This is a genomic window from Sulfitobacter sp. THAF37 (assembly GCF_009363555.1).
In the GTDB taxonomy this organism is placed as follows: domain Bacteria; phylum Pseudomonadota; class Alphaproteobacteria; order Rhodobacterales; family Rhodobacteraceae; genus Sulfitobacter.
Genome location: NZ_CP045372.1, coordinates 1,693,360 through 1,719,678 on the forward strand (window position 1 = coordinate 1,693,360; position 26,319 = coordinate 1,719,678).

Genomic DNA, 26,319 nt, shown 5'->3' on the forward strand with positions numbered 1-26,319 from the left:
GGATGGGGTTATAAATCATGGAAATGCTCAGACCGGGCGATATTCAGCGCCTGCAAAAGACGATGGCACATGCCCGCGACGAATCGTTCTTCGGTCTGTTCCGCAACCTGCTGCGCGCACGGATCGGGTTCGATACCTTCCTGATCTTGCGTTTCAGCGACAGCGGCACACCGCAGTCCCTGAACGCCTGGCTGGCGGATCATTCGCTCAAGACGACGTATCCGCAACACTACCTTGACGGGACCTACCGGCTCGATCCCTTCTTCCAGATGCGCAAGCGGGCGACGCCCGGTGCGTTGTACCGCCTGTCAGACATTGCACCCGACCGGTTCTTTTCCGGCGAATACTACCTGGAATACTATCGCAAGACCGAAATCTGCGACGAGGTCGGTCTGCTGGTCGATCTGCAGGACGGCGCAACCGGCCACCTGTCGATGAGCCGTCAGGCCGGGCGCGGCCGCTTCAGGCGCCGCGAACTGCAATGCCTGCGGCACTACAGCCCCGTTCTTCTGGAATTGTTGCGCCAGTACTGCGAATACCTCCAGGATCAGCAGGAGGGACGCGCCCCACCGCCCGTGCAACGTCCGCTGGACGCGGTGATCCGAAGCCATGTCACCGACCAGACAGGCAAGGCGCTGACCCGCCGCGAAGCGCAGCTGGCGGCCCTGATCCTGCAGGGGCATTCGAACCTGTCGGCGGCACTGGACCTCGGTATCTCGCGCGAGACGGTCAAGGTCCACCGCCGCAACATCTACCGCAAGCTGGACATCTCCTCGCAGGCCGAACTCTTTGCGGCGCTGAAGGACCTGTTCTGAGCTGCCGTCGACCGGCAGACCCGTCAGGTCATGACGTCTGGTTTCGTCCTGCCGGTGCGCTTTTGCAGATCGGCAAGCCCGGCCACTGCCGCGGCCACGGTCGACAGGGCGTCCTGCGTTTCGATGTCCAGATCGCCCTCCGGCGGCGCGTAGCGTTCCAGATAGATGCGCAGCGTTGCGCCCTCGGTCCCGGTCCCGGACAGCCGCAGCACACCGCGCGCACCGCCGTCAAAGGTGATCCGCAGGCCCTGTTTGCCACTGACCGATCCGTCCACCGGATCGTGGTAGGAAAATTGGTCGGCTTCCTTGATCGTCAGGCCTGCCGCGCTCTGGCCCGGAAGCTTCGGCAGCGCCTCTTCCAGCGCCGTCATCAACGCGGCAGCGGCCTCCGCATCCACGGCCTCGTAATCGTGGCGGGAATAATAGTTACGACCGTATTCCTTCCAATGGTCGCGCAGGATGTGCTGCACTGACTGACCCTTGACCGCGATGATGTTGAGCCACAGCAGCACGGCCCAAAGGCCATCTTTCTCGCGCACATGGTCGCTGCCGGTGCCGGCGCTTTCCTCCCCGCAGAGCGTCACCTTGCCTGCATCGAGCAGATTGCCAAAGAACTTCCAGCCGGTCGGCGTCTCGTAGCAGGCGATGCCCATCGCCTCGGCAACGCGGTCGCAGGCGCGGCTGGTGGGCATGGACCGCGCCACCCCCGCGATACCGTCCTTGTAGCCGGGTGCAAGATGCGCATTCGCCGCCAGCACCGCCAGACTGTCGGAGGGGGTCACATAGACACCGCGGCCCAGGATCATGTTACGATCCCCGTCCCCGTCCGACGCGGCGGCGAAATCGGGGCCGTCTTCGGCCATGACCATGTCGACCAGCGGTTTTGCCCAGATCGGGTTTGGGTCGGGGTGCCCCTTGCCGAAATCGACCGATGGACGGCCATTCAGCACGGTACCTTCGGGTGCCCCCAGCCTGTCTTCGAGGATCGCCTTGGCATAGGGGCCTGTAACCGCGTGCATGGCATCGAACCGCATGTCAAAACCGGCCTGGAACAGCCCCTTGATCGCTTCGAAATCGAACAGCTTTTCCATCAGGCTGGCGTAGTCGGCCACGGGATCGACGATCTCGACCGTCATATCCCCCAGCGTGGTCTTGCCCAGCTCGCCCAGGTCGATGTCGTCGGTGTCCAGCGTCTTGTAACTGTCGATGGTCCGGGTCTGTTCGAAAATTTCAGCGGTCACGCTCTCGGGCGCAGGGCCGCCGTTCGAGACGTTGTATTTCAGGCCGAAATCCGCGTCGATTCCGCCGGGGTTATGGCTGGCCGACAGGATCAGCCCGCCCTGCGCCCGGCGCTTGCGGATCAGGTGCGACGCCGCCGGGGTCGAAAGCAGACCGCCCTGGCCGACGATCGCGCGTTCCGCACCGTTGGCCGCGGCCATGCGCAGGATGGTCTGGATCGCCTCGGCATTGAAAAACCGCCCGTCACCGCCGATGACGAAGGTTTTTCCATCTGCCCCGTCGATGGCGTTGAAAATGGATTGGACAAAGCACTCCACATAGCCCGGTTCCATGAATACGCGGGTTTTCTTGCGCAGCCCCGAGGTGCCGGGCTTCTGCCCGGATACGGGTGTGCACGCATGGGTGAGGATCGTCATGGAGCAAGTTCCTGGTGTCTGAATTTACATCTGAAAGGGTCGTTGTGGCCGCAGGCGGCCTGCGCGCATCCGACATCATGTGGACCGGCTGCGCAAGGTCCGGTGCGCGGGGCGGCGCGGACACGCTGACCGCCCCGCCACCCTCCATGATGCGCGCGATCAGGCCTGATGCGCGCGATCAGGCCTGAACCGCTTTCATGAAGCGGTCGCGGATCACTACGGGGTCCATCGTGATCACGGGATGCTTGGCGTTGCCGCTGTCGCATTTGACGACGATCACCGTCATCTTCCGCGATGCCAGCGCCGCCTGCAGAACCTTGCCGGTATCCTCGCCCTGGCAAGTCACCACGTTTTCGCAACCGCAGGCCTCTGCCACTTTCTCAAGCCTGGTCTTCTTGCCCGCATAGGTCGGCTGGTCCCCGGTCGATCCGTAGGAGCCATTGTCGATGATCATCAGGATGAAGTTGTCGGCGACGTTGTTGGCAATGGTCGGCAAGGTGCCGAGGTTGGTCAGCACCGACCCGTCCCCGTCGATGGCAATGACCGGTTTGGGTTGCGCCAGCGCCAGCCCCAGCCCGATGGAGGACGCCAGCCCCATCGTGCCCAGCATGTAGAAATTGGTCGGCTGATCGTCGATGGCGTGCAGTTCCTGGCTGGGGATGCCGATGTTGCAGACCACGAGCTGATCGCGAAGGATCGGTGCGATGTCTTTCAGGATTTCGGAACGGATCATTGGTCGCCATAGCCTCCCCAGAAGTTGGCGTCGGTCAGGATCGCCACCGGTTTGTTGCACATGAAGGTGTATTTCAGGATGTTGTCGAACTCCTCGACGTCCTTTTGCCAATGAAAGTGGTAGGTGGGGATATTGAGTTGCGCCAGCAGCGCCTTGGTATGAACGGCCATCTCCACCTGGCAGGCCACGGGTTCGCGCAGCTCACCCCGGTATGAGATGATCATCGGCAGCGGCATCCGGTAATACTGGATCAGCGTGGCCAGCGTGTTGATCGTCACGCCGATGGCCGTGTTCTGCATGATGATGGCAGGCCGCTTGCCGCCCATGAAGGCCCCGGCACACAGGCCCATGCCCTCGTCTTCCTTGTTGGAGGGGATGTGGAAGATGTCGTCGCGGGCCTCGATCTCTTCGATCACGCCGGCCAGCTGCTTGCAGGGCACGGTGGTGACAAAGGAAACGTCGTTCGCGACAAGATCATCTGCGATTTTCTTGTCGATGTTCATCGGTTGTCTTGCCTTTCGATGGCCACGCCAGGGCGCGGGATAAGCGGTCTGTTCGGTAGTGTAGCACGCGGCGGGTGCGGGTATCACCCACTGGATGACAGGTCGAAATTTTCGCCCGGGAAATATTTGGCCAGACGCACGTCTGCCGCGCGTGCGTGCCCCTCCATTCCTTCCAGTCGTGAAATGCGCGCGGTGGCAAGGGCCACGGGTTTGGAACCGTCCCGCGTGGCGCGCTGCCAGGTCACGATCTTCATGTATTTGTGGACCGACAGCCCGCCCGTGTAGCTTGCCGCGCCCGAGGTCGGCAGCACATGGTTCGTGCCGGTCGCCTTGTCACCGTAGGACACGGTCGTTTCCTCCCCCAGAAACAGCGAACCGTAGCAGGTCAGCCGGTTCAGCCACCAGTCCAGATCATCCGCCTGCACGGTCAGATGCTCTGGCGCATACGCGTCCGAACAGGCGGCCATGTCCTCGCGGTCCGAACACAAAACCACCTCCGCATAATCGCGCCAGGCGGCAAAGGCGTTGTTGCGATTGACCTCCGGCAGTTCGTCGATCAGCCCCGGCACCAGCTGCATCACCGTTTCGGCCAGCGCGCGGTCGTCCGTGACCAGCCAGACCGGAGAGTTGTAACCATGCTCGGCCTGGCTGACGAGATCGGTTGCCACCACCAGCGGGTCCGCCTGCGCATCGGCAAGGATCAGGCTGTCCGTGGGGCCCGCGATCATGTCGATGCCGACGCGCCCGAACAGGATACGCTTGGCTTCGGCCACGAACTGGTTGCCGGGGCCGACGAGGATATTGGCGCGCGGCAGGCCGAACAGGCCAAAGGTCATCGCGGCCACGCCCTGGACGCCACCCATCGCCATGATCTGGTTCGCGCCGCCGAGATGGGCGGCATAGACGATGGCGGGCGGCACGCCGACACCGGGGCGCGGCGGCGAACAGGCGGTGATGTGCCGACAGCCCGCGACCTTGGCCGTGGTGACGGTCATGATGGCACTGGCGATGTGGCTGTAGCGCCCGCCCGGCACATAGCAGCCAGCGGCATCCACCGGAATCGCCCGCTGACCGGCGATCAGGCCGGGAACGATCTCGATCTCCATGTCCGACACGCTGCTTTTCTGCTTTTCGGCAAATCGTTTCACGTTGTCATGCGCAAAGCGGATGTCGGCCTTCAGCTTTTCGGGCACCAGCGCGCAGGCTGCCTCGATCTCGTCCGGGGTCAACAGGACGTTGCCGTCGTAGCGGTCGAATTTGGCGGCGTATTCCAGCGCCTTGGCATCGCCGCCGGTTTCGATATCGGCGAGAATGGCGCGGACGGCCTCCTGCACCTCCGGTGCATCCGAGGTCGCGGTCAGCGTGGCTTTCTTCAGATATTCGCGGGCCATGGGAGTCCTGCCTTCAGTTTTCAGAAATCGGCATCTTCCGGGCCGCGGCCATCCGTTGGGCTGGCCAGGGGATGTGTCGGCGATGCCGGCCAAAATCCTCCCTATATCTCTGCAATCAAAGCATATGACGCGTCAATGGTGTCGCATGGCATATTCTGGGTAATGTTATAAGGCCAGTTCGGTGGATTAAGTAAAGTGGAATATAAGAATTCGGCGTTCGAAATCGCCAGATACGCCGGACCGGAGGGTCAGACCCGAAGATCGCTCTCGTCGGGGGCGAACACGCTCTTGATGTCGTAGAACACCTGGTCCGCCTTGCCGTAGGCGCGCAGGGCAGGGGCGCCGGCCGAGGCGAATTCTGCATGCGCGACGGCCAGCACCACCGCGTCGTAGGTGTCGGGCGCGGGGGCCGCGACCATGTCGATGCCGAACGCGCGCCGCGCCTCCGCCGGGTCCACCCAGGGGTCGTGCACGTCCACCTCGGCGCCGTAGTCGCGCAATTCGCGGATCAGGTCGATCACGCGGGTATTGCGCAGATCGGGGCAGTTCTCCTTGAAGGTCAGGCCCAGCACCAGCACCCGCGCGCCACCGATGGCGATGTCGCGCTTGATCATCGTCTTGACCAGCTGGCCCGCCATATAGGCGCCCATCCCGTCGTTCAGCCGCCGCCCGGCGAGAATGATCTGCGGATCATATCCCAGCTGCTCGGCCTTGTGGGTCAGGTAATAGGGATCGACCCCGATGCAGTGCCCGCCGACCAGGCCGGGTTTGAAGGGCAGAAAGTTCCACTTGGTCCCGGCGGCGCGCAGCACCGCGTCGGTGTCCAGCCCCATCCTGCCAAAGATGATGGCAAGTTCGTTCATCAGGGCGATGTTCAGGTCGCGCTGGGTGTTCTCAATCACCTTGGCGGCTTCGGCCACGCGGATGCTTTCGGCCTTGTAAGTACCGGCGGTGATGATCTGGGCATAAAGCGCATCGACCCGCTCCGCCGCTTCGGGCGTCGATCCGGCTGTGACCTTGCGGATGTCGGGCAGGCGGTGCAGCTTGTCGCCGGGATTGATCCGCTCGGGGCTGTAGCCGCAAAAGAAATCGACGTTGAACCGCAGGCCGGAGCCGCGTTCGAGGATCGGCACGCAGTCTTCTTCGGTCGCACCGGGATAGACGGTGCTTTCGAAGATCACCAGATCACCCGGCTTCAGCACCCGGCTGACGGTTTCCGCCGCGCCGCGCAGCGGGCCGAGGTCGGGCCGCTTGTTGGCGTCGATGGGGGTCGGCACGGTGACGATGTAGATGGTGCAATCGGCGATCTGTGCGCGGTCGTCGGAAAAGCTCAGGTGCCGCGCCGCCGCCAGTTCCCCGGTCGAGGTTTCGCGCGTGCGGTCATGGCCCGCGCGCAGGTCCGCGATCCGTTCCGCGCTGATGTCAAAGCCGACCACCGGGCGCTGACGGCCAAACGCGACGGCAAGCGGCAGGCCCACGTACCCCAACCCGATGATCGCGATCTTGTCGGTTCCCGTGGTCATCGCGTCGCCCTACCTGCCGTAATAGTCGCGGAACCAGGCCACGAACTGTGCGATGCCATCGCGCACGTCGGTGCGTGGCTGGTAGCCGGTCAGGTTGCGCAGCAGGTCCGCGTCGGCCCATGTCGCGGGGACATCGCCGGTCTGCATCGGCATGTAGTTGCGCTTGGCTTCGATGCCCAGCTCCGCCTCGATCGCGTCGATGAAGTCCAGCAAGCGTACCTTTTGCGAGTTCCCGATGTTGACGACGCGAAACGGGGCCACGGGCGACAGGCTGTCCCATTCGGGAATGTCGTCCTTGCTGGCGGGGCGCTGCGGTACTGCCTCCATCAGCAGCATGATGCCGCGCACCAGGTCGTCGACAAAGGTGAAGTCGCGGAACATGTCGCCGTGGTTGTAGATGTCGATGGGCCGTCCATCCAAAATGGCGTCCACGAACTTGAAGAGCGCAAGATCGGGCCGCCCCCAGGTGCCGTAGACCGTGAAGAAACGGAACATCGTCGTCGGCAGGTCGTGCAGGTGGGCATAGGCATGGCCCATGTTCTCGTTCGCCTTCTTGGTGGCGGCATAGATGGTCAGCTGGGTCTCTGTCCGGTCCATCTCGGCGAAAGGCATTTCTTCGTTGGCACCGTAGACCGAAGAGGTCGAGGCCATAAGCAGGTGCCGGACCTTCAGTTTGCGGGCCGCCTCCATCACATTGAAGGTGCCGATCACATTGCTGTCGAGATAGGCGCGCGGGTTCTCCAGCGAATAGCGCACCCCGGCCTGCCCGGCGAGATGCACGATGATCTCGGGCTGGAACGCCTCTGCCACGGACCACAGCAGGTCCTCGTCCTCCAGCTTGCCGACAGTGGCCGAGAACGCGGGGTTCTCCAGCAGCATCTCGTGGCGCTTTTGCTTGAGCGTGACATCGTAATAGTCGGTCAGCGCGTCATAACCCTGCACCTCGAACCCTTCGGCCAGCAGGCGACGGGCCAGGTGAAAGCCGATGAAACCGGCGGTACCTGTCACCAGCACGCGGGTCATGACGCGAAGCCTGGGCAGGGACGTGGCAAGGGAAGAATGATCAAGGCGGCACCTGACGCGCGTTAGGGTTTTGGCTGTGCCGTGGGGGCCGGGGCGGCGTTGCGGCAGCCTTCGGGACTTAGGCAAGTGCGCGCCCCTTTACAACCTGCGGCGCCGTAAACACAAGCGCAAGGCTGCCTTGCGCCTGCGTGCTGCGGGGGCGCCCAGCCTTGCAAATGCCGGCCCGGACCGACAAAGATGCCCCTGTGACAGCCAGGAACAGATCAGATCGGGAGGATATCATGGTCAACTTCAACAGGCGCCAGACGCTGGGTATGCTGGGGGCCGCGACAGCCACGGGGCTTGCCGCACCGGCCATCGCGCAAAACAAGAAGATCGTCGTGGGTGCGCTTCGGTTCACCTCGCATTCCGCCAGCTTTATCGGGGTCGAGCGTGGCTATTTCGCCGACGCAGGGCTGGACGTGGAACTGCGCTTCTTTCAGGCGGCGCAGCCGATGGCAGTCGCCATTGCCTCGGGGGATGTGGATTATGCCGTGACCGCGATCTCGGGCGGTCTGATCTCTCTGGCGGACAAGGGCGCGATCAAGGTCATCGGCGGCGGCCTGAGCGAAGAGCCGGGCATCGACGGGCAAAAGATCCTGGCGTCTGACGCCGCGTTTCAGGCGGGCATGACGACCCCCGCCGACATGGACGGCAAGACCTTTGGCATGTCCACCGCCGGATCGTCCTTTCACTACATGGGCTCGAAGGTGGCCGCGGCCGAGGGGATCGACCTGTCCTTCAAGCCGTTGCAGAAGGTCGGCGCGATCATCGGCGCGCTGAAAACCGGCCAGATCGACGCGTGGTCCATCGTGCCGCATATCGCCAAGCCGCTGGCGGGTTCGGGCGCGGTGCACATCATCGGCAACATCTCTGACTATCTGCCGAATTACCAGGTGACGACGGTCTTCACCTCGACCGGGAATGCCGAGAACCAGCGCGACCAGACCGCGGCCTTCATCGACGGTTTCAGCAAGGGTGTGAGCGATTACAACAGCACCATGATCGACAAGGCCGGTGGCGACGAAGGCGTGAACGAGATGGTGAAGCTGATACACAAATACGTCTACACCGATCGCCCGCTGGAAAAGGCGTCGCCGTCCATCATCAACGGCACCATGCGCCTGAACGAAGGCGCCAAGCTGAATGCCGCCTCGGTGCGCGACCAGCTGGAGTGGTTCCAGTCCGAAGGGCTGGTGGACGACGGCATCGGCATGGAAACCCTTGTCGACACCAGCTACGTGGAAACCTACGAGGCCTGAGGCCGCCATGAACCGGCGGGGCCACAGCGCCGCCGGCCCACCATATCCGGGACATTGCCGCATGGACATCCGACTGGACGCGATCCACCACAGCTATGGGGACACGGAGGTTCTGCGCGACATCTCGCTCGACATTCCCGCGGGTCGGATCGTCTGTCTGGTCGGGCCGTCCGGGTGCGGCAAATCCACGCTGCTGCGGTTGATCGGGGGGCTCGAACGCCCCGTTGCGGGCCGGGTGCTGCAACTGGGCACACCGCCCGAGGGCTGCCTGAACCCGCTGACCTACGTGTTCCAGGACTTCGCCCTGCTGCCCTGGCGCAGTGTCCGGGGCAACGTGTCGCTGGTGCTGGAAGATCACGGCATCCGCGGGCGCCGGGCCGAGGCCATCATATCCGACGTGCTGGGCCGCACCCGACTGGGCGATTTCGCCGATGCGCTGCCGCGCCAGTTGTCGGGCGGCATGAAACAGCGCGTGGCCATCGCCCGTGCGCTGGCGGTCAATCCCGCCGTGATGCTGATGGACGAACCGCTGTCGGCGCTCGACAGCCAGACACGCGAACTGCTGATGGACGACCTCATCGCGCTGTGGACGCGGCAGCCCTTCACATCCGTCTACGTCACGCACAACCTGGCCGAGGCGGTGCGCCTGGGCCACCGGATCGTCGTGCTGTCGCGCAGGCCCGGCCAGATCCGCGAGGTGGTCGAGATCGACAAGCCGCTGTCCGAACGCGGCTTTGCCGATGCGGACCTGGAGCGGACGCAGAAACACCTGTGGGACCTCATGCGCGAGGAAGCCCGCGCCGCCGACGAGGAATTGCTGGATGTCTGATACGCAGATGAACGCCACCGCCACCGAAGTCCGGTTTCGCGGCGGCGGGTTCGCCCCGTCGGCCCGTCGCGGTGTCGGGGCCGCCGTGTTCGTCGTGCTGATCCTTCTGATCGAGGTCGGTACGCGGCAGGGGTGGATCTCCGCGCTGACGCTGCCGCGTCCTTCCGACGTGCTGGCCACCTTCGGCGAACTCTGGCAGTCGGGCATGCTGTTCAAGCACCTTCTGCCCTCGCTGGGCCGGCTGGCGGTCGGCGCCGCCATCGGCGCCAGTCTGGGCATCCTGGTCGGTGTGATGATCGGCCTGTTCTCTTACGTGCGGGCCGGTCTGGTGCCGCTGGTCGCGGCGCTGTTCCCGATCCCCAAGATCGCGCTGCTGCCCCTGTTCGTGATCTGGTTCGGCATCGACGAAGCGTCGAAATACGCCTTGATCGCCTTTGGCACCTTTACCCCCACGGTGGTCGCCACCTACAGCGCGGTCGACAACGTGGACCGGTCGCTGATCCGCATGGGGCAGAGTTTCGGACTGTCGTGGCTGTCCATCGTGCGCAAGATCGTGCTGCCCGGTGCCATGCCCGGCATCCTTGCAGGGCTGCGCATTTCGCTGGCCATCGCCATCATCCTGCTGGTCGCGGCCGAGATGCTGGGCGCGGAATACGGCATCGGCGCCTACATCCTCGAAGCCGGGTCGCTCTATGATCTCGAACGCCTGTTCGCGGGCGTGGTGATCCTGTCGCTTCTCGGGGTCGTCATCAGCGCCGTGATCGGTCAGGTAGAGAAACGCCTGCTGCGCTGGCGGTCCTGAGCCGGGCGCGCGGCTAGGCCGGCTCAGCCCGCAGGAACCCGACCGCCAGCGCCGACAGCGCCACCAGAAGCGCCGCGGTGCCCAGCATCAACGCCAGCCCCCCCGCCTGGTAGGTCAGCCCCGACAACAGGGTGCCCGCCAGCCGTCCGGTCGCGTTGGCCATATAGTAAAAGCCCACATCCATCGTCACCCGCTCCGCCCGGCTGAAGGCCAGTATCAGGTAGGAATGCAACGAGGAATTCACCGCAAAGACCACACCAAAGATCAGCAGTCCGACGACAAGGGTCACGGTCAGCCAGGTCTGCGGGCCATCGGTGGCAAGGGCGCAGAGCGTCAGCAGCGCGGGCACCGCCGCAAGCGCCCAGGCCCATCCCCGCGCCGCTGCGACCAGTTCGCGCTCGGGGCGTCTGGCGGCACGCAGCAGCTGCGGGGCGTTGGCCTGGACCAGCCCGTACAGGATCACCCAGCCCGCCATGAAGCTGCCGATCAGAAAGAACGCCGCCCGGTTCCCCTCTGTGGTGCCGTCCGACAGCACCGCATAGAAATAGATCGGGATGCCCACGACAAACCAGACGTCGCGCGCGCCGAACAGAAACACCCGCGCCGCTGACAGCCAGTTGACGTTGGCGGACCGCGACCAGATTTCCGAGAACTTCGCGCCCCTGCGCCCCTTTGGCAGCCCCGGCGGCATGGCGATCAGCACCGCCAGCAGGATCACGGCGAGGATTGCCGCCATGCCCAGCACGGCCCAGACGAACCCCAGCGTGGCCAGCAAAGCCGCGCCCAGCAGGAAACCTGCGCCCTTCACCATGTTCTTGGACCCCGTCAGAAGGGCCACCCAGCGAAACAGGCCGCCATCGGCGGCGGGTGCCAGCAGCTTGACCGCGGATTTCGATGACATCTTGGCCAGGTCCTTGGCCACGCCGCTGGCGCCCTGGACCAGCATGACATAGACAACCGAAGCGCCCGCCGCCCAGCCGGGATCGAGCCGTGCCAGCGCAAGCAGCGCCAGCACCTGCAACCCCAGACCGGCATACAGCGTTGACGTCAGCCCAAAGCGCGCCGCGATCCATCCCGCGGCAAGGTTCGTCACGACCCCCGCAATCTCGTAGAGGACAAAGAGATAGGCCAGCTCAACAGGCGAAAAGCCGAGCGTGTGGAAATGCAGCAGCACCAGCATCCGGAGCGCCCCGTCGGTCAGCATGAAGGCCCAATAGGACGCAGTGACGGCGATATAGGCCGACAGACCTTCGGGCCGGGCAGCGGTGGGTTTCACAGGCTGGCTCCGACCATGCAGGCCACGTCCACCAGCCGGTGGGCATAGCCCATCTCGTTGTCGTACCAGGCATAGATTTTGACCTGCGTGCCGTTCACCACCATGGTGGAAGGCGCATCGACGATGCCGGACCGTGTGTCGTTGGTGTAGTCCGCCGACACCAGCGGCCGTTCCTCGTAGCCAAGAATATCTTTCAGCGGCCCCTCCGCCGCCGCCGTGCGGAACAGCGCGTTGACCTCCTCCGCCGTCGTCTCGCGCGCCACTTCGAACACGCAGTCCGTCAGCGAGGAATTCAGCAGCGGCACCCGAACCGCATGGCCGTTCAGGCGGCCCTTGAGTTCGGGGTAGATCAGCGTGATCGCCGTGGCGCTGCCCGTCGTGGTGGGGATCAGCGAATTCAGCGCGGACCGGGCGCGGCGCAGGTCCTTGGCCGGGCGATCCACGATGGTCTGCGTGTTGGTGACATCATGGATCGTGGTGATGGAGCCATGCCGGATGCCAAGCGCCTCGTGAATCACCTTGACCACCGGGGCAAGGCAATTTGTCGTACAACTCGCCGCCGTGACGATCCTGTGGCGGTTCGGCTCATATGTCTCATGGTTTACGCCGTAAACGATGTTGGCGGCATCCCCGTCCTTGACCGGGGCGGAGACGACAACCTTCTTCACACCGGCGTCGAAATAGGGGGCCAGTTTGCCTTCGGTCTTGAATGCGCCGGTACAGTCGATCACCACATCGACACCCTCCAGCGGCAGGGCCGACAGGTCGCGTGTCCCGGCAAAGGGCAGGCGGGTGCCGTCGATGGTGATGCTGTCCGCATCATGGGTGAAATCCGCCTGCCAGCGGCCATGCACCGTGTCGAACTCCAGCAGATGCGCGTGCATCTCCGGGTCGCCGACCGCGTCATTGATCCAGGCAATCTTTGCCCCCCGCGCCAGCAGGGGCTTCAGGGCGAGTTTTCCGATCCGGCCAAGGCCGTTGAGAGCATAGACAGTCATGCGGGGTCTTCTTCCTCTTTGGTCTGGCCGACATCATCGACCGCTTTCTGCAGGGATATCCGGTCGAGCGAGGCGATCGGCAGCGCGGTAAAGCCGGTCATCCGGTTGTGCAGCGCGCCGTAGGTCTGCTGGAACGCAAGGCTCTTTTCCGCGTCCGACCCTTCCATCTTTACCGGGTCGGTCAGCCCCCAATGGGCGCTGATCGGCTGACCCGGCCAGGGCGGGCAGTCTTCGTTCGCGGCCCGGTCGCAGACGGTAAAGACGAAGTCGAACACAGGTGCATCCGCGCCCTGGAACGCCGTGACATGCTTGGCGCGCAGAACGGACAGGTCATGCCCCTTCTGTTTGAGCACGTCCAGCGCGAAAGGGTTCAGCGCCGACCGCGGATTCGTCCCCGCCGAATAGGCAATGAAACGGTCCCCCGCCATCTTGCGCAGAATGGATTCGGCAAAGATCGACCGGGCGGAGTTCCCGGTGCAGATGAACAGCACGTTGTACCTGCGGTCGTCCATTGGTGCGGCTGCGACGGAATTGGGATTGGACAGCGGGGCGCAGATTTCCGGTCGGCCGCGGCAGCAGTCGTTCAGCAGGTAGTCGATCGTTTCCCGCGCCGCGTCCATGTGGATCGCGTAGCGCAGGGAGGTTCCCGCGCGCTCCTGCGTTACCAGCCCGGCCTGCATCAGCGCACTGACGTAAGTCGACAGCGTGTTGGGCTTCAGCCCCAGCGCCATCGCCAGTTCCGTCGCGGGCACGCGGTCGGGATAGCGGCGCATCAGCAGCCGGAACACGGCCAGCCGCTGCGGGTGGCCAAGCGTCGAGAGGCGGGAGGGAAACAATTCTTCCATAATTCATGAATATATGAATTATGGGGTGCCGCAAAGTTAAGTTTTTGTAACGGTCCCGTTGATCCCGCCAACAGATGAAGTCGCCGCCGTCGCCGCGCAGGAAAAGCTGGCCCTGCCAGGAAGCCGACGCAGACAGCGTGTCGCACCAAAACTGCCGTTCAACCAGCGCATCCCCACAGCATGCACCCCATGTGAGGTGCCCGGCCTGCGTACATCGGTGGGACGATATATCGTCGGCAAACCCTGATCATGGTTTTGGACAGAACCACACCAACGTTGCAAAAAGAAAACAACAAGGCGAAGCCGGACAGCAGGGAAATTCTATCGTTTGATCAACGCACAGCGCGGCGGGTCCTGCGCAGACGCGCAAAAGCCGCCCCCTGCTGGGGACGGCTTTTTCGATGGCTATCTGCCCTCGCGTCAGGCCGCGCGGGGTACGGCGCGCGCGTCGTCTTCGACAAAGGCGGAATGCAGCGCCTTGATTACCGGTTGGAGCATGTCGCGCTCGACGATGAACTGCACGTCGACGTTGCGCGGGCCTTGCGTCGCGCCGATGGCGGTATGTCCCGCCTCCGCGATGGCCAGCAGGCCGTTCGACAGCACCGACAGTCCGTTCAGGTCGCGCCCGATGACCGATGCCATTGCCAGCGTTCTCGTGGTGACTTCGGCTGCCGGGAAGGCTTCTGCCAGGTCCTTTTCGACCCGGCGCATCGTCTTGAGCGATGTATCCAGGTAGTGCGTGATCGTATTGGCGTTGGACACCTTCGACACGATACGCACGTTATGGCGCTTGAGCACGTCCAGAATCGTGCTGTCGTAGCCCTTTACCCCGACCATGTCCTGTTCGAAAACTTCGAGCGTGACAATGTCGAGCCCGGTAACGATCTCGACCGCGGGCGATGTCGCCTTTTCGTCGTCGATCAGCGTGCCCGGGTCATCCGGCTCGAACGCGTTTGTCACGCGCAGGGGGACGTTTGCCTGCCGCAATGTCTTGGCCGCCTTGGGGTGGATCGCCTCCATCCCCATGTTCGACAGCTGATCCGCGACGTCGTAATTGGTGCGCCCGATCTTCTTGACCGCATCTTCGCCCACCAACTTCGGATCGCAGGACGACAGGTGAAACTCCTTGTGGATCAGCGCTTCGCGCGCACCGCTCAACGCGGCCAGCTTCGAAAACGTGACCTCGGAATAGCCCCTGTCGAATTCGCGCATCAGCCCTTCGGCGCACTGGGCGTATCCGGTAACGATGGGCATCTCGGTCTGCGGGTCGATCCCGTCAAGGGCGCTGTTGATGCGCTCTTCAAGGGTGACGCCGCCGTCATCCCGCCAGCCCGACAGATCGACAAACCGGGCGTTCACCCCGGCACGCTGAAGCAGCAGCGTGGCGACATAAGCAGAATGCGACTCGCCCAGACCGGACAGCAATTCCCGGATCTGCAGCATGTGCTCTGAAAGGCGGAAGTGGCCGTATGCGCACAGCCTTTGCAGGTCGATCAGACAGTTGCGCGCGCCGTGTATCCGCTCGGTGACGAAGGCATCGGCCAGTTCCACATCGCCGGGATGCTCCAGCACCTCCTTGTGGACCTCCTGCATCTTGCGCTCCACGTCGTTCAGCGCGTCATGCCAGCCGTGGCCGGTGTCGGAGTTCGCGAAATGCGCATAGACGCCGGGGTTGCCGGATTTCTTGTGCTCCAGCAGCAGGTCCGTGATCCCGCCAAAGGCGGAGACCACGAAGATGCGCCCATAGAGATCATCGCCCTTGCGATTGCCGATGAACAGCGTGTCGCGCAACTGGTTCACACGGGACATCGACGTCCCGCCGATTTTCTCGACTGTGTGGGTCTTCTGGGTCATGAGGGTTCTGCTACCTCCTCTGCCGGGGCATAGGATCCGTCCTCGCGGTGCACCTCGTTGCCGGTCACCGGCGGGTTGAAGCAGCACGCCATGTGCAGCTCTTCCTCGGCCCGCAGGATATGCTTGTCGTTCAGGTTCAGCGCATACATCACGCCGGGGGTGATTTCGTGCGTTTCGCCGGTGGCGACGTCGGTAATCGACCCTTTCCCCTTCATGCAGTAGACGCTCTCGAAGTGGTGCTTGTAGTGGAACGTATGTTCAGATCCGGCTTCGAGAATGGTGATGTGAAAGGAAAACCCCATGCCATCGTCGGCCAGCAGCATCCGTGTTGACGTCCACTTGGCGTCCGCCACATGACGGTCGGTTTCTTTCAGTTTGTTGAAATCGCGTACAATCATGGTCTGTTACTCCGCAGCAATTTTGTGGCTGTCGGCGACTTCCTCGGCCGCTCTGATCAGGATGTCGAATCCTTCGCGCATCAGTTCGGGTGAAATCGTCAGCGGTGCGAGGAACTTGATCACCTCGTCACCGGCGCCAGAGGTTTCGATCACAAGGCCCAGTTCATAGGCCCGTGCGCAGATGGCACCCGCCAATTCACCAGAGCCCACATCGACACCCTGCATCATGCCGCGACCCTTGAGCGTCGCGCCCGGCACGCGAGCGGCCACTTCCTGCAGTGCCGTGGTCAGCATGACCGACTTGCTCGCGATATCCTTTTCAAAAGCATCGTCGGACCAGAACTTCTCGATCGCGACGCGTGCCGTCACAAAGGCGTGGGTGTTGCCCCGGAATGTGCCGTTGTGTTCGGCGGGCTTCCAGATGTCGTGATCGGGACGGATCAGCAGCGCGGCAAAGGGCAGGCCGAAGCCGGACAGCGATTTCGCCTGTGTCACCATGTCGGGCTTGATGCCCGAAGCTTCGAAGGAAAAGAAGCTGCCGGAGCGCCCGCAACCGGCCTGGATGTCATCGACGATCAGCAACGCGCCGTGCTTGCGGGCGATCTTTTCGACGCCCTGCATCCAAGCGTCGGAGGCTGCGTTCAGGCCGCCTTCGCCCTGGATCGGCTCAAAGATGAAGGCCGCAGGTGCGTCGATGCCCGATGAGGGGTTCGACAGCATCGCGTCCATCAGCTCCAGCGTATCGACATTCTCGCCCAGAGAGCCTTCAAAAGGCATGTGGGTCACGTCGCCCAGCGTGCCGCTGCCGGCACCGCCACGCTTGTCGGTGTTCCCGGTGAGCGACAGCGCACCCATGGTCATCCCGTGGAACCCGTTCGTGAACGAAATCACGTTGCGGCGGCCAGTGACCTTGCGGGCCAGCTTGATCGCCGCTTCCACGGCGTTGGTGCCGGTGGGTCCGGTCATCATGATCTTGTAGTCCATGCCACGCGGCGCAAGGATGTGATCCTCATAAGCCTTGAGAAAGGCCGCCTTGGCGTCGCTGTGGAAATCCAGACCGTGGGCGATTCCGTCGTTGGTGATATGGTCCACCAGCGCAGATTTCATGTCCGGATCGTTGTGACCGTAGTTAAGCGAAGAACAGCCCGCCAGAAAGTCGATGTAACGGGTACCGGTCTGGTCGAACATCTCGGCGCCCTGCGCCTTGACGAACATGTTGTCCATGCCGCGGCAGTAGGAACGTGCCTCGCTCTCGCGGCGGGTGAAGATCGTGGTGTCTTGTGTCATGTCTTTGGGCATAGGATATCCTTTCCCTTTTTCAGGTTGGGGAGTCTCGTGAATGTGCGGGGGATCAGGCGGCGCGTTTCAGCGCGGCCGGATCGGGCAGGCTGATCGTCACCAGATGCTCGGTGGCCTGAGCACCGCCAAAGTGCGTGTCGCGTTCGAAATGCGGCGCATCTTCCAGCGTGCCGCCGATCTGACGGGCAAAGCTGCGGAACAGCCCCCAGGACGCGGCATTGTCCTTGGTGATGGTTGTCTTCAACTCGGTCGCCTCTGCGGTTTCGTCGCGGTTGATCAGTTCGTTCAGCATCTTCTTGCCAAGACCGAGGCCGCGCGCCTTGGGGCTGACAGCCACCTGCCAGACAAAGAAGGCATCCTCGTTCGGGATCATGTGGCCGGAAATCCAGCCCAGAATCTCGCTATCGACCTCTGCAACCACACAGGTATCGCGGAAATGGTCGGCCTGAATCACGTTGGCATAGATCGAATTTTCGTCCAGCGGCTTGCAGTCGCGCACCAGCTCCCAGATGGCCGCGCCATCGTCGGGCTCAGGCTTGCGCAGTTCCACTGCGATGTCTTTGCGTGTTTCCGTGCCGTTCAGCATTTTTTGGTCCCTCATCATTCGTTCGGCTAACTAAGTAGTTCGAGTCGGGCGTTGCTTCAACAGTTAAAGGAAAATACTTCAAATGCCGCTATGAGCGCGTATGAGATGCCTTTGCCAGCCTTGAATTCCTTCGTTTTTCTAATGATAAATGTGTCTTTGACGCAACAATTCTCCAAGACTCAAGGAATTTTCAGGTTTGATGGAACCATATTTCTCGTGCAAGACTGCCGCATGACGCAAAACCTTCATAATCGGATCGACGAAAGCCTGATCGCATTACGCCGGATTCTGCGCGCGACAGAGCTTTATGGCCGCGACCTTGCGCAGGCTGCGGGCGTGACCCCGGCGCAGCTGCGGGTCTTGCAGATCGTCGAGGAAAAGGTCGATCCGACGCCCAAGGCGCTGGCGACGCAGATGGGGGTCAGTCAGGCCACCGTGACCTCGCTGGTGGACAAACTGGTGGCGCGCGGCATGGCGCAGCGACACGCTTCGGAACGCGACCGCCGCCAAAGCAATATCGTGCTGACCGAAAGGGGCCGCCGGACGCTGGAAGAAGCGCCCGATGCATTGCAGCAGCGGTACGCGCGCAAGTTCGCGGAACTGGCCGACTGGGAACAGGCGCAGCTTGTGGCTTCGCTTGAGCGGGTCGCCGACATGTTCGACGCAAGGGGGCTCGACGCATCGCCGGTTCTGGCGACGGGGGCGTTGCAGGGTGAACGCAAGGGCGGGCCGGAGTAGGCCGGGGTTTCCACCGCTGGCCAGGATTCACAAATGCCGGTATCAGAAGTGACATGAGTTGCCGCGGCCGTCCCTCCGAAGCGGCCTTCGACCCCTTTCGCGCGCGCCAACCTGAAGGAGCTTCTCGATGTTGCCAGTTACCCCGACCGACTTCACCCCATGGGCCGCGCTGGGCGGGGGCGTCCTGATCGGCCTGTCCGCCGTTATGGTCATGGCACTTTTCGGGCGGATCGCCGGGATCGTCGGCATCACCACGGGGGCCGCTGCGGCGGCGGACAAGGGGTGGCGCATCGCCTTTATCGCGGGACTGCTGGCAGCGCCACTGCTGTGGCTGCTGATCGGCGGCGCGTTTCCCGCCCAGACGGTCAGTGCGAACCTGCCGGGCATGGCCGCCGCGGGGCTGCTGGTGGGCGCGGGAACGGCGCTGGGATCGGGCTGCACGTCGGGGCACGGTGTTTGCGGGCTGGCACGGTTGTCGGGACGGTCCCTTGCCGCGGTCCTGACCTTCATGGCGTTCGCCGCTCTGACGGTCTTTGTCCTGCGTCACGTGATCGGGGGTGCGGCATGATACGGCAGGTCCTCGGCTTTGTCGCCGGTCTGGTCTTTGGTACAGGGCTATTGCTGTCGGGCATGGCGGACCCGGCCAAGGTGCTCAACTTTCTTGACGTGTTCGGATCCTGGGATCCCAGCCTCGCCTTCGTGATGGGAGGCGCGTCGGTGACAGCCTTTGTCGGCTACCGGCTGGCGTGGCGGCAGGCCTCTCCGGTCCTGATGGCGGATTTCGACCTGCCCGCGATCAACAGCATCGACGCGCCGCTGCTGACCGGGGCCGCGCTCTTCGGGGTCGGCTGGGGCATCGGCGGCTTTTGCCCCGGGCCGGCATGGACCGCGCTGCCCATGGCGGCACCGGGGACATTGATCATTGTGCCCGCGATGCTGATCGGCATCCTTGCGGGCCACCGCCTGAAACGCGGCCTGCGCGCCTGACCGACCATTGCCCGTTACCGGGACGATCTGCCCGCCGCCTCTGGCAAGGCGGCGGCAGTCTGGCGGAAAATCGCCCGCGGCCTGGTGGCTGTCTGCCATGAAACCTGCGCGCAGCCCCAGAAAGCCGTCTACATTTCAGTAAATTTCTGAAAGCCTCTTGCTGTCGCGGGAGGAACGCGAGACCATCGGAATACGACAGATATATTGGGAGGATAGAATGCTTCATACACTTATTCGCGCGCCAAAGGCCCTGATGGGCGCGGCTGCGCTTGTCGCGCTGGGCTTTGCGGCCCCCGCTGCGGCGCAGACACAGCTTTCCATCGCGACCGGCGGCACCGGCGGGGTCTACTACCCCATGGGCGGCGGCCTGGCCGAAGTGATCAACAAGAACGTGGAAGGCTATTCCGCCACCGCCGAAGTCACCGGCGCCTCGGTCGAGAACATGGGCCTGATCGCGACCGGCGATGCCGACCTCGCCATCGGCCTGGCCGACACGGTCGCGCAAGCCTACCAAGGCACGGGCCGTTTCGAGGGCCAGCAGCTGCCGATGGTGCGCGGCCTTGCGTCACTTTATGCAAACATGATCCACATCGTGGCGCTGTCTGACAGCGGGATCACCTCGCTCGAAGACCTGCGTGGCAAGCGCGTCTCCATCGGTGCGCCCGGTTCGGGCACAGAGGTGAACACCAACGCCATCCTTGAGGCGAACGGCATCAGCTACGACGACATCGACGAACAGCGCCTGAACTTCAACGAAACAGCGGATGCGCTGGCCAACGGAGACATCGACGCGGGCTTCTGGTCGGTCGGTGCGCCGACGTCGTCGATCCTCAACCTGTCGACGACCCAGGACATCGTGATCATCGCCCTGACCGAAGAGCAGCTGAACGCCGCACGCGACGCGGACGCGACCTTTGCAGTCACGACGCTGGCCGGTGGAACCTACACCGGCGTGGACGAGGATATCTCGGTCCTCGGGATTCCGAACGTGCTGGCCGTTTCTTCCGAGATGTCGGACGATCTGGCCTATGCGATCACCAGTTCGATGTTCGAAAACATCGCCGATCTGCAGGCGGTTCACCCGGCGGCGAACCAGACCACGGTCGAATTCACGCTCGATGCGACACCGGTGCCGCTGCATCCCGGTGCCATCCGCTACTTCGAAGAGATCGGGGCCGAGATCCCGGACCGCCTGCGTCCGTGACACGCGGCGCAAGAGGAGGGCTTTTGGCCCTCCTCCTGTCTTTTCCGCCTCTCGCCTCGGCGGCAGAACTTGTCGCCACCCGTGAGACCGGCGAGGAAATCGCCCGGTTCGACGTGAAGAACGGCGAGGGCTGGTGCGTGCTCTGGCACCACTCGGTCAAGGGGTTCGAAGTTTCCGACTGCTACGAGAACCGCGAAGGCCGGATGGTCCTGATCTGGTCGCATCTCCCCGATTTCGCGGCCGGGCTCGACCATATCCCCGGACGCGGACGGCAGGTGACGGACGGACAGGGCGGCTATTTCATACTGGACATCGACGAACCCGTGCCGGGCGACGCTTATGTGCTGCGCCCCGGTGCCGGACCCGTCGATCACCGGATCAGAATGGGTGACAGGGTGGTTTCCCTGTCGGCGGCGGCCCCGCGTGAACGGGTGCGGATCGCCTTGGTTGGGACGGACAACGAATGACCACGGAAAACGACATCAACCCCGAAGCGGTCGCGCAGCCCCGCATCGTGTTGCGCGCCATCATGCTGATCGGCATCGCCCTGTCGCTGTTCCAGCTCTGGGCGGCGGGGGTTCAGCCGCTGGGCCTGTTCTTTCAGCGGCCGATCCACCTGGGCTTTGTTCTGGTACTGTGCTTTCTCATTTTTCCGGTCTTCGGGCCGGGCCGTCCGCGCGGGCCGCTGGGCTGGGCAATCGACGGGCCGCTGATCCTCTGCGGGATCGCGGCGGGCGCCTGGGTGCCGCTGAACATCGACACAATCGCCAACCAGATCTTTCCACGCCAGATCGATGTCTGGATGGGTGTGCTGACCATCTTCGTCGTGCTCGAAGGGGCGCGTCGGGCGGTGGGGCTCGGCATGACCATTATCGGTGCGGTTTTTCTGGCCTATGCCTTTGCGGGGAACAGGGGCGAACTGCCGTTCCTCGCCGACTGGATGCCGGGCATCCTGAACCACCGCGGCTACTCACTGGACCGCGTCGCCAGTCAGATGACGCTGGGTGCCGAAGGAATCTTCGGCATTCCGCTGGGTGTTGCCGCCACGTTCGTTTTCATCTTCGTTCTCTTCGGCGCGTTTCTCGAAGCGACAGGCGCCGGTAAATTCTTCATCGACCTGGCCTATGCCGCCACCGGGCGCCAGCGTGGCGGCCCGGCCAAGGCGGCTGTGATCGCCTCGGCGGGCATGGGGTCGATCTCGGGCTCGGCCATCGCAAATGTCGTGACCACGGGGGCCTTCACCATTCCGCTGATGAAGAAACTGGGCTACCGCCCCGCACAGGCCGGCGGGATCGAAGCCGCGGCTTCTACGGGCGGGCAGATCATGCCGCCGCTGATGGGCGCGGGCGCGTTCCTGATGTCCGAATTCACACGCATGCCTTACGTGGACATCGTGCTGATCTCCATCTTTCCGGCGGTGCTGTATTTCGGCATCGTTTACCTGCTGGTGCATATCGCGGCGGTCAAACAGGGCATGACCGGCCTGCCAAGCGCCGAGCTGCCGCGCACCCGCGCCGTACTGGCCGAGGGCTGGCATTTCCTGCTGCCGCTCGTGGCGCTGATTGCGCTGCTGGTGGCGGGGTATTCGCCGATGCGGGTGGGGTTCTACGCGATCCTGTCGATCATGGCGGCCGCCGCCGCCCGCGCGCTCTGGAGCTTCGCGGCCAGGGGGCCGACCATGTCGGGCTTTGTCGCGCTGTGCCGTACCGGCATCCGCCTCACGCTGGATGCGCTGGAGCTGGGCGCGCGCAATGCGGTTGCGGTGTCCATGGCCTGTGCCGTGGCGGGGATCATCGTCGGCGTCGTTGGCCTGACCGGGCTGGGGCTGAAGTTCTCGGCCATGATGATCGCCTTTTCCGGCGGCAACCTGCTGCTGGCGCTGTTGCTGGTTGTCATCGCCTCGCTGATCCTGGGGATGGGGCTGCCGGTGACGGCTGCCTACATCGTGCTGATCATTCTCGTCGGCCCCGCCCTGACCGAGGAATTCGGCATTCCGCTGCTGATCGCGCACCTCGTCGTCTTCTGGTACTCGCAGGACAGCAACGTGACGCCACCGGTCGCTCTGGCCGGGTTCGCCGGGGCGGCCATCGCCGGGTCCAAACCGATGGAGACCAGCGTGCAGGCGTGGAAATACGCCAAGGGCCTCTACCTGATCCCGCTCTTCATGGTCTTCAACGAAGAGATCATCCTCGGCGGGCCGGTGCTTCTAGTGCTGTGGAGCGGCCTGATCGCGATCCTCGGGCTCGTCGCCTTTGCCGCGGTACTCGAAGCCTTCCTGTTCCGGCCCCTGCAGCTTTGGATGCGGGTGCTGCTGCTGCCGGGTATCGTGGCGCTGTTCTGGCCTTCGCTGACGGTCGAAATCGCCGGGGCGGCGCTGGTGGTGGCGTTGCTGGCACTGAACTTTGCGCAGTCCAGGCGGGACCCCGACGGGGGTGTCGCCGCCGTATGACCGTCGGCGCCACAGCGGGGGGCGGGGCGGCGCGGTGACGGTCGCACGGTCGCTCATCCTTGCGGCTCTGGTGGCGGCGCTGGTCTGGTTCGTCGCGCATGCCTGGACAACCGCCACGGTCCGGCAGGGGCTGGATCAGACCCTGCTGCTGACCACCCGCGCGGTCGAAGCGGAGATCGACCGCCTGCGTGCGCTGCCGGTCGTCACCGCCGAAGACGCGCGCATCCGTGACGCATTGTCTGGCACCGGTCCACTGCAGGCCGCGAACCGGTACCTTGAAGCCGTGGCCAACCACGCTGGCGCGGACGAGCTTTTCCTGATCGACCGAACAGGCGAAACCATCGCCGCGTCGAACTGGAACCGGCCCGGCAGCTTTCTGGGGCAGAATTATGCCTTTCGCCCGTACTTCAAGGATGCGCTTGCCACCGGGCAAGGGCAATTCTACGCCATCGGCGTGACCACGGGCATACCGGGGTACTTTCTGGCGGCGCGGGTCGATGTGGATGGCACGCGGGGGGTCATGGTGGTCAAGCTGGACCTGCGCCCGCTGCAAGAGACCTGGCGCGCCGCCGAAGCCGACGTGGCGCTGGCGGATGAACACGGGGTCGTCTTTCTGTCCGCCCGTCCGGAATGGCAGTATCGCCCGCTTGTGCCGCTGACCCCCGAGACGCTGGGCAACCTGCGGGCCGCCCGCGTCTACGAGGGCGTGGGCCTGAGCGAGGCCGCGCCTCTGCTTTCCGGTCCGGTCGAGGGCGCGGATGCGCGCGGTGACGGCTGGCTGGCCCGGATCGGCCAGGTGCCCGGTACAGGCACCCGGGTCATCGCCCTGCGGCCTCTCGCGGGGGTGCGGCTGGCCACCTTCGGCTGGGCGGCGCTTGCGGCCCTGGCCACGCTTGCCATCGCAGCGATGGTCAATGCCATGGAGCAGCGCCGCCAGATCATCGCCATGCGGCTGTCGCAGTCCGAACGGCTGGAGGCGATGGTGATCGACCGCACCGCCGACCTCGCCCGGGAGGTCGAGGCGCGCAAACAGGTGGAAACCGACCTGCGCGCGGCACAGGAGGCGCTGATCCACACCGAGAAAATGGCCGCCATGGGCCGCATGTCCGCCGCCATCGTGCATGAGATCAGCCAGCCACTGGCCGCGATGGAGGCGACGCTGGCCGCTGCTGAACTTGGCATCCAGCCGCAGGATGACCGCACGCCCGCCCGTATCGGCAAGGCGCGGGACATGATCCGCCGGATGCAACGCACCACCAAGCACCTCAAGAGCTTTGCCCGCAAGGATACCGCCCAGCTCAGCCTGATCGACCTGCGCGCGCCGCTGAAATCCGCGCTCGACCTCGTGCTGCCGCGCGCGCGGGCGGTGGGGGTCTCGCCGGTGCTGCACCTGCCCGACGACCCGGTGCGGGTCATGGCCGGGACCCTGCGCATCGAACAGGTCGTGGCGAACCTGCTGCTCAATGCGCTGGACGCGGTGGAGGGAGCGGCGCAGCCCGAGGTCACGATGACGCTGTCGATCGACGGCGGACAGGCAACGGTCAGCGTGGCGGACAACGGTGTCGGCATCTCGGACGCCGATCTGCCCCGCGCGGCAGAGCCGTTCTTTTCCACCAAGCAGACCGGCGAGGGGCTGGGCCTTGGACTTGCGATCTGCAAAGTGATCCTTGCGGATTTCGGCGGCACGTTCGATATCACCTCGGCATCGGGGCAGGGCACTCGGGTGACGGTGACATTGCCCCGCGCCCAGGAGGAGGACAGTGAATGATGGCGGCGCGTGTGGACATCGTGGACGACGACGCCGACCACCTCTCGGCCCTGTCCGACCTGGTGGAAACAGCGGGTTACGCTGTGCGCGCCTTCGCGGCGGCAGGTGATCTGCTGGCGGCCCTTTCGGACCCGCCCGACATGATCATCAGCGACCTGCGGATGCCGGTCATGGATGGCATCGGGCTGCTCAAGGCGTTGCGCGAAAGGGCGATCAGCGTGCCGGTGGTGTTGCTGACCGGCCACGGCGACGTCGCCCATGCGGTCGAGGCGATCCGCGCGGGGGCCGACGACTTTATCGAAAAGCCATATGATTCCGTGCATCTGCTGTCGGTGATCCGCCGCACGACCGAGGCCGAGGCCGCCCGGCGGGAGGTCGCGCGTCTGCAACGGGAACTGGGCGAGCGGGACAGGGTCAGCATCCTGGGCCGATCCCGCGCGATGCGCGCCTTTCGGGATCGCATCGCGGCGCTGGCGTCGGTGGACCTGGACGTGCTGATCACCGGCGAGACCGGCACCGGCAAGGAACTGGCGGCACGCGCGATCCACGCGGACAGTGCGCGGGCAGGCGGCCCCTTTGTCGCGCTGAACTGCGCGGCCCTGTCAGAGGCGACCGCCGAAACCATGCTCTTTGGCCATGGTGAGGGGGTTTTCGCCCATGATGCCAAGGGCCGCGCGGGCAAGCTGGAGGTCGCGGACGGCGGCACATTGATGCTGGACGAGGTCGAGACGATGCCGCCGCCGATCCAGGCCAAGCTGCTGCGCGTGCTTCAGGAACGCACCGTCGAGCGGATCGGCGAAACCGTACCGCGCCCGCTCGACATCCGGGTGGTCGCCACGACCAAGACGTCGCTGCGGATGCAGCCGGAGTTCCGGCCCGACCTCTATTTCCGCCTCGCCGGGATCGAACTGACCACCCCGACCCTGCGCGAGGCAGGCGAGGACATTCCCCTGATCTTTGCCCATTACGCACAGCTGGCCGCGCGCCGATATGGCCGTGCGGACCCCGAACTCCCGTGGCCGGTACAGCAAAGGCTCAGGCGGATGGCCTGGCCCGGCAACATCCGCGAACTGAAGGCCAGCGCCGAGGCCTTTGCCCTGGGCCTGTTCGTCCCGACCGGCGCGGCGGGCGCGGCCGCCGGTCCGGTGTCGCTCGCCGATCGTGTCGCGGATTTCGAAGCGCGCGAGATCGCGGCGGTGCTGGATGCCCATGTGGGCAACACGCTGCGCGCCGCCGAAACGCTGGGCATCCCCCGCCGGACGCTCAACGACAAGATGCGCCGCTACGGCCTGTCGTCGACCCCCGGTCCCGGCGATGACGGCTGACCGCCCGCCGCCCCCGC

At 64.4% G+C, this 26,319-nt stretch carries 26 protein-coding genes; 13 read left to right on the forward strand and 13 right to left on the reverse strand.

What is annotated here, in order from left to right:
• Positions 1-17: 17 nt before the first annotated feature.
• Positions 18-815 carry a helix-turn-helix transcriptional regulator gene (locus FIU94_RS08385; protein WP_254702636.1) on the forward strand — a complete coding sequence of 266 codons (798 nt, stop codon included), beginning with the start codon at positions 18-20 and terminating at the stop codon, positions 813-815.
• Positions 816-838: 23 nt separating this feature from the next.
• Here FIU94_RS08385 and FIU94_RS08390 read toward each other — a convergent pair whose 3' ends face one another.
• Positions 839-2,470 (reverse strand): alpha-D-glucose phosphate-specific phosphoglucomutase, encoded by a 1,632-nt coding sequence (locus FIU94_RS08390; protein WP_152465369.1) that lies wholly within the window; start codon positions 2,468-2,470, stop codon positions 839-841.
• A 14-nt stretch (positions 2,471-2,484) separates the two neighbouring features.
• On the opposite strand from FIU94_RS08390, the gene FIU94_RS20860 reads away from it, so the two are divergent.
• Complete coding sequence (locus FIU94_RS20860; RefSeq protein ID WP_172975872.1) at positions 2,485-2,658, forward strand: hypothetical protein; 174 nt, start codon at positions 2,485-2,487, stop codon at positions 2,656-2,658.
• On the opposite strand, the gene comE is transcribed toward FIU94_RS20860, so the two are convergent.
• The 5 genes from comE to FIU94_RS08415 all read right to left on the reverse strand — a co-directional run bounded on the left by comE (position 2,649) and on the right by FIU94_RS08415 (position 7,643).
• The gene (gene comE / locus FIU94_RS08395; protein ID WP_152465370.1) at positions 2,649-3,203 is read right to left on the reverse strand and encodes a sulfopyruvate decarboxylase subunit beta; all 555 of its coding nucleotides are present in this window, start codon (positions 3,201-3,203) and stop codon (positions 2,649-2,651) included. The genes FIU94_RS20860 and comE overlap by 10 nt on opposite strands.
• The gene (locus FIU94_RS08400) at positions 3,200-3,706 is read right to left on the reverse strand and encodes a thiamine pyrophosphate-binding protein (RefSeq protein WP_152465371.1); all 507 of its coding nucleotides are present in this window, start codon (positions 3,704-3,706) and stop codon (positions 3,200-3,202) included. Before FIU94_RS08400 ends, comE begins: the two co-directional genes overlap by 4 nt.
• A gap of 83 nt (positions 3,707-3,789) precedes the next feature.
• Positions 3,790-5,097 carry a histidinol dehydrogenase gene (hisD, locus tag FIU94_RS08405; RefSeq protein WP_152465372.1) on the reverse strand — a complete coding sequence of 436 codons (1,308 nt, stop codon included), beginning with the start codon at positions 5,095-5,097 and terminating at the stop codon, positions 3,790-3,792.
• Between the two features lie 248 nt (positions 5,098-5,345).
• On the reverse strand, positions 5,346-6,620 hold the full coding sequence (tviB, locus tag FIU94_RS08410; protein WP_152465373.1) for a Vi polysaccharide biosynthesis UDP-N-acetylglucosamine C-6 dehydrogenase TviB: 1,275 nt from the start codon (positions 6,618-6,620) through the stop codon (positions 5,346-5,348).
• 9 nt (positions 6,621-6,629) lie between these two features.
• Entirely contained in the window at positions 6,630-7,643 is a 1,014-nt protein-coding gene (locus FIU94_RS08415; protein WP_152465374.1) for an NAD-dependent epimerase/dehydratase family protein, read from the reverse strand.
• A gap of 281 nt (positions 7,644-7,924) precedes the next feature.
• Between FIU94_RS08415 and FIU94_RS08420 the strand changes: the two genes are divergently transcribed.
• The 3 genes from FIU94_RS08420 to FIU94_RS08430 all read left to right on the forward strand — a co-directional run bounded on the left by FIU94_RS08420 (position 7,925) and on the right by FIU94_RS08430 (position 10,575).
• Positions 7,925-8,944, forward strand: coding sequence for an ABC transporter substrate-binding protein (locus FIU94_RS08420; RefSeq protein WP_152465375.1), 1,020 nt, complete (start codon positions 7,925-7,927; stop codon positions 8,942-8,944).
• A gap of 61 nt (positions 8,945-9,005) precedes the next feature.
• On the forward strand, positions 9,006-9,773 hold the full coding sequence (locus FIU94_RS08425; protein ID WP_152465376.1) for an ABC transporter ATP-binding protein: 768 nt from the start codon (positions 9,006-9,008) through the stop codon (positions 9,771-9,773).
• Complete coding sequence (locus FIU94_RS08430) at positions 9,766-10,575, forward strand: ABC transporter permease (protein WP_152465377.1); 810 nt, start codon at positions 9,766-9,768, stop codon at positions 10,573-10,575. Before FIU94_RS08425 ends, FIU94_RS08430 begins: the two co-directional genes overlap by 8 nt.
• Before the next feature lie 13 nt (positions 10,576-10,588).
• Here FIU94_RS08430 and arsJ read toward each other — a convergent pair whose 3' ends face one another.
• The 7 genes from arsJ to ectA form a co-directional block, all read right to left on the reverse strand.
• Positions 10,589-11,851, reverse strand: coding sequence for an organoarsenical effux MFS transporter ArsJ (arsJ, locus tag FIU94_RS08435; protein WP_152465378.1), 1,263 nt, complete (start codon positions 11,849-11,851; stop codon positions 10,589-10,591).
• Positions 11,848-12,849 (reverse strand): ArsJ-associated glyceraldehyde-3-phosphate dehydrogenase, encoded by a 1,002-nt coding sequence (locus FIU94_RS08440; protein ID WP_152465379.1) that lies wholly within the window; start codon positions 12,847-12,849, stop codon positions 11,848-11,850. The genes arsJ and FIU94_RS08440 overlap by 4 nt, the downstream gene beginning before the upstream one ends.
• Positions 12,846-13,694: a helix-turn-helix domain-containing protein gene (locus FIU94_RS08445; protein ID WP_152465380.1), complete on the reverse strand. Its 849-nt coding sequence runs from the start codon at positions 13,692-13,694 to the stop codon at positions 12,846-12,848. Before FIU94_RS08445 ends, FIU94_RS08440 begins: the two co-directional genes overlap by 4 nt.
• Positions 13,695-14,114: 420 nt before the next feature.
• Positions 14,115-15,548 (reverse strand): aspartate kinase, encoded by a 1,434-nt coding sequence (locus tag FIU94_RS08450; RefSeq protein WP_152465381.1) that lies wholly within the window; start codon positions 15,546-15,548, stop codon positions 14,115-14,117.
• On the reverse strand, positions 15,545-15,946 hold the full coding sequence (locus FIU94_RS08455) for an ectoine synthase (RefSeq protein WP_152465382.1): 402 nt from the start codon (positions 15,944-15,946) through the stop codon (positions 15,545-15,547). Before FIU94_RS08455 ends, FIU94_RS08450 begins: the two co-directional genes overlap by 4 nt.
• A gap of 6 nt (positions 15,947-15,952) precedes the next feature.
• Positions 15,953-17,245, reverse strand: a complete 1,293-nt coding sequence (gene ectB / locus FIU94_RS08460) for a diaminobutyrate--2-oxoglutarate transaminase (RefSeq protein ID WP_152465383.1) — start codon at positions 17,243-17,245, stop codon at positions 15,953-15,955.
• 52 nt (positions 17,246-17,297) lie between these two features.
• Positions 17,298-17,831 carry a diaminobutyrate acetyltransferase gene (ectA, locus tag FIU94_RS08465; RefSeq protein WP_152465384.1) on the reverse strand — a complete coding sequence of 178 codons (534 nt, stop codon included), beginning with the start codon at positions 17,829-17,831 and terminating at the stop codon, positions 17,298-17,300.
• Between the two features lie 231 nt (positions 17,832-18,062).
• Between ectA and FIU94_RS08470 the strand changes: the two genes are divergently transcribed.
• From FIU94_RS08470 to FIU94_RS08505, 8 genes are all read left to right on the forward strand, one after another.
• Positions 18,063-18,569 carry a MarR family winged helix-turn-helix transcriptional regulator gene (locus FIU94_RS08470; protein WP_152465385.1) on the forward strand — a complete coding sequence of 169 codons (507 nt, stop codon included), beginning with the start codon at positions 18,063-18,065 and terminating at the stop codon, positions 18,567-18,569.
• 127 nt (positions 18,570-18,696) lie between these two features.
• Positions 18,697-19,137, forward strand: coding sequence for a YeeE/YedE family protein (locus tag FIU94_RS08475; protein WP_152465386.1), 441 nt, complete (start codon positions 18,697-18,699; stop codon positions 19,135-19,137).
• The gene (locus FIU94_RS08480; protein ID WP_216643264.1) at positions 19,137-19,556 is read left to right on the forward strand and encodes a DUF6691 family protein; all 420 of its coding nucleotides are present in this window, start codon (positions 19,137-19,139) and stop codon (positions 19,554-19,556) included. Before FIU94_RS08475 ends, FIU94_RS08480 begins: the two co-directional genes overlap by 1 nt.
• Before the next feature lie 217 nt (positions 19,557-19,773).
• Positions 19,774-20,760, forward strand: a complete 987-nt coding sequence (locus FIU94_RS08485) for a TAXI family TRAP transporter solute-binding subunit (protein WP_152465388.1) — start codon at positions 19,774-19,776, stop codon at positions 20,758-20,760.
• A 23-nt stretch (positions 20,761-20,783) separates the two neighbouring features.
• The gene (locus FIU94_RS08490) at positions 20,784-21,227 is read left to right on the forward strand and encodes a DUF1850 domain-containing protein (protein ID WP_254702637.1); all 444 of its coding nucleotides are present in this window, start codon (positions 20,784-20,786) and stop codon (positions 21,225-21,227) included.
• Complete coding sequence (locus FIU94_RS08495; RefSeq protein ID WP_152465390.1) at positions 21,224-23,209, forward strand: TRAP transporter permease; 1,986 nt, start codon at positions 21,224-21,226, stop codon at positions 23,207-23,209. The genes FIU94_RS08490 and FIU94_RS08495 overlap by 4 nt, the downstream gene beginning before the upstream one ends.
• A 34-nt stretch (positions 23,210-23,243) precedes the next feature.
• Positions 23,244-24,977: an ATP-binding protein gene (locus FIU94_RS08500; RefSeq protein WP_172975873.1), complete on the forward strand. Its 1,734-nt coding sequence runs from the start codon at positions 23,244-23,246 to the stop codon at positions 24,975-24,977.
• Positions 24,974-26,302: a sigma-54 dependent transcriptional regulator gene (locus tag FIU94_RS08505; RefSeq protein ID WP_254702638.1), complete on the forward strand. Its 1,329-nt coding sequence runs from the start codon at positions 24,974-24,976 to the stop codon at positions 26,300-26,302. Before FIU94_RS08500 ends, FIU94_RS08505 begins: the two co-directional genes overlap by 4 nt.
• Positions 26,303-26,319 lie beyond the last annotated feature (17 nt).

What these genes read in the sequence shown, in the direction of transcription:
- FIU94_RS08390 (WP_152465369.1), bottom strand. Translation starts at nt 2,470, where the DNA reads ATGACGATCCTCACCCATGCGTGCACACCCGTATCCGGGCAGAAGCCC.
- FIU94_RS08385 (WP_254702636.1), top strand. Translation starts at nt 18, where the DNA reads ATGGAAATGCTCAGACCGGGCGATATTCAGCGCCTGCAAAAGACGATG.
- FIU94_RS08445 (WP_152465380.1), bottom strand. Translation starts at nt 13,694, where the DNA reads ATGGAAGAATTGTTTCCCTCCCGCCTCTCGACGCTTGGCCACCCGCAG.
- FIU94_RS08485 (WP_152465388.1), top strand. Translation starts at nt 19,774, where the DNA reads ATGCTTCATACACTTATTCGCGCGCCAAAGGCCCTGATGGGCGCGGCT.
- FIU94_RS08450 (WP_152465381.1), bottom strand. Translation starts at nt 15,548, where the DNA reads ATGACCCAGAAGACCCACACAGTCGAGAAAATCGGCGGGACGTCGATG.
- FIU94_RS08495 (WP_152465390.1), top strand. Translation starts at nt 21,224, where the DNA reads ATGACCACGGAAAACGACATCAACCCCGAAGCGGTCGCGCAGCCCCGC.
- FIU94_RS08455 (WP_152465382.1), bottom strand. Translation starts at nt 15,946, where the DNA reads ATGATTGTACGCGATTTCAACAAACTGAAAGAAACCGACCGTCATGTG.
- FIU94_RS08425 (WP_152465376.1), top strand. Translation starts at nt 9,006, where the DNA reads ATGGACATCCGACTGGACGCGATCCACCACAGCTATGGGGACACGGAG.
- FIU94_RS08430 (WP_152465377.1), top strand. Translation starts at nt 9,766, where the DNA reads ATGTCTGATACGCAGATGAACGCCACCGCCACCGAAGTCCGGTTTCGC.
- FIU94_RS08420 (WP_152465375.1), top strand. Translation starts at nt 7,925, where the DNA reads ATGGTCAACTTCAACAGGCGCCAGACGCTGGGTATGCTGGGGGCCGCG.
- FIU94_RS08475 (WP_152465386.1), top strand. Translation starts at nt 18,697, where the DNA reads ATGTTGCCAGTTACCCCGACCGACTTCACCCCATGGGCCGCGCTGGGC.
- FIU94_RS08470 (WP_152465385.1), top strand. Translation starts at nt 18,063, where the DNA reads ATGACGCAAAACCTTCATAATCGGATCGACGAAAGCCTGATCGCATTA.
- tviB (WP_152465373.1), bottom strand. Translation starts at nt 6,620, where the DNA reads ATGACCACGGGAACCGACAAGATCGCGATCATCGGGTTGGGGTACGTG.
- ectA (WP_152465384.1), bottom strand. Translation starts at nt 17,831, where the DNA reads ATGCTGAACGGCACGGAAACACGCAAAGACATCGCAGTGGAACTGCGC.
- FIU94_RS08505 (WP_254702638.1), top strand. Translation starts at nt 24,974, where the DNA reads ATGATGGCGGCGCGTGTGGACATCGTGGACGACGACGCCGACCACCTC.
- ectB (WP_152465383.1), bottom strand. Translation starts at nt 17,245, where the DNA reads ATGCCCAAAGACATGACACAAGACACCACGATCTTCACCCGCCGCGAG.
- comE (WP_152465370.1), bottom strand. Translation starts at nt 3,203, where the DNA reads ATGATCCGTTCCGAAATCCTGAAAGACATCGCACCGATCCTTCGCGAT.
- FIU94_RS08415 (WP_152465374.1), bottom strand. Translation starts at nt 7,643, where the DNA reads ATGACCCGCGTGCTGGTGACAGGTACCGCCGGTTTCATCGGCTTTCAC.
- FIU94_RS08440 (WP_152465379.1), bottom strand. Translation starts at nt 12,849, where the DNA reads ATGACTGTCTATGCTCTCAACGGCCTTGGCCGGATCGGAAAACTCGCC.
- FIU94_RS08400 (WP_152465371.1), bottom strand. Translation starts at nt 3,706, where the DNA reads ATGAACATCGACAAGAAAATCGCAGATGATCTTGTCGCGAACGACGTT.
- hisD (WP_152465372.1), bottom strand. Translation starts at nt 5,097, where the DNA reads ATGGCCCGCGAATATCTGAAGAAAGCCACGCTGACCGCGACCTCGGAT.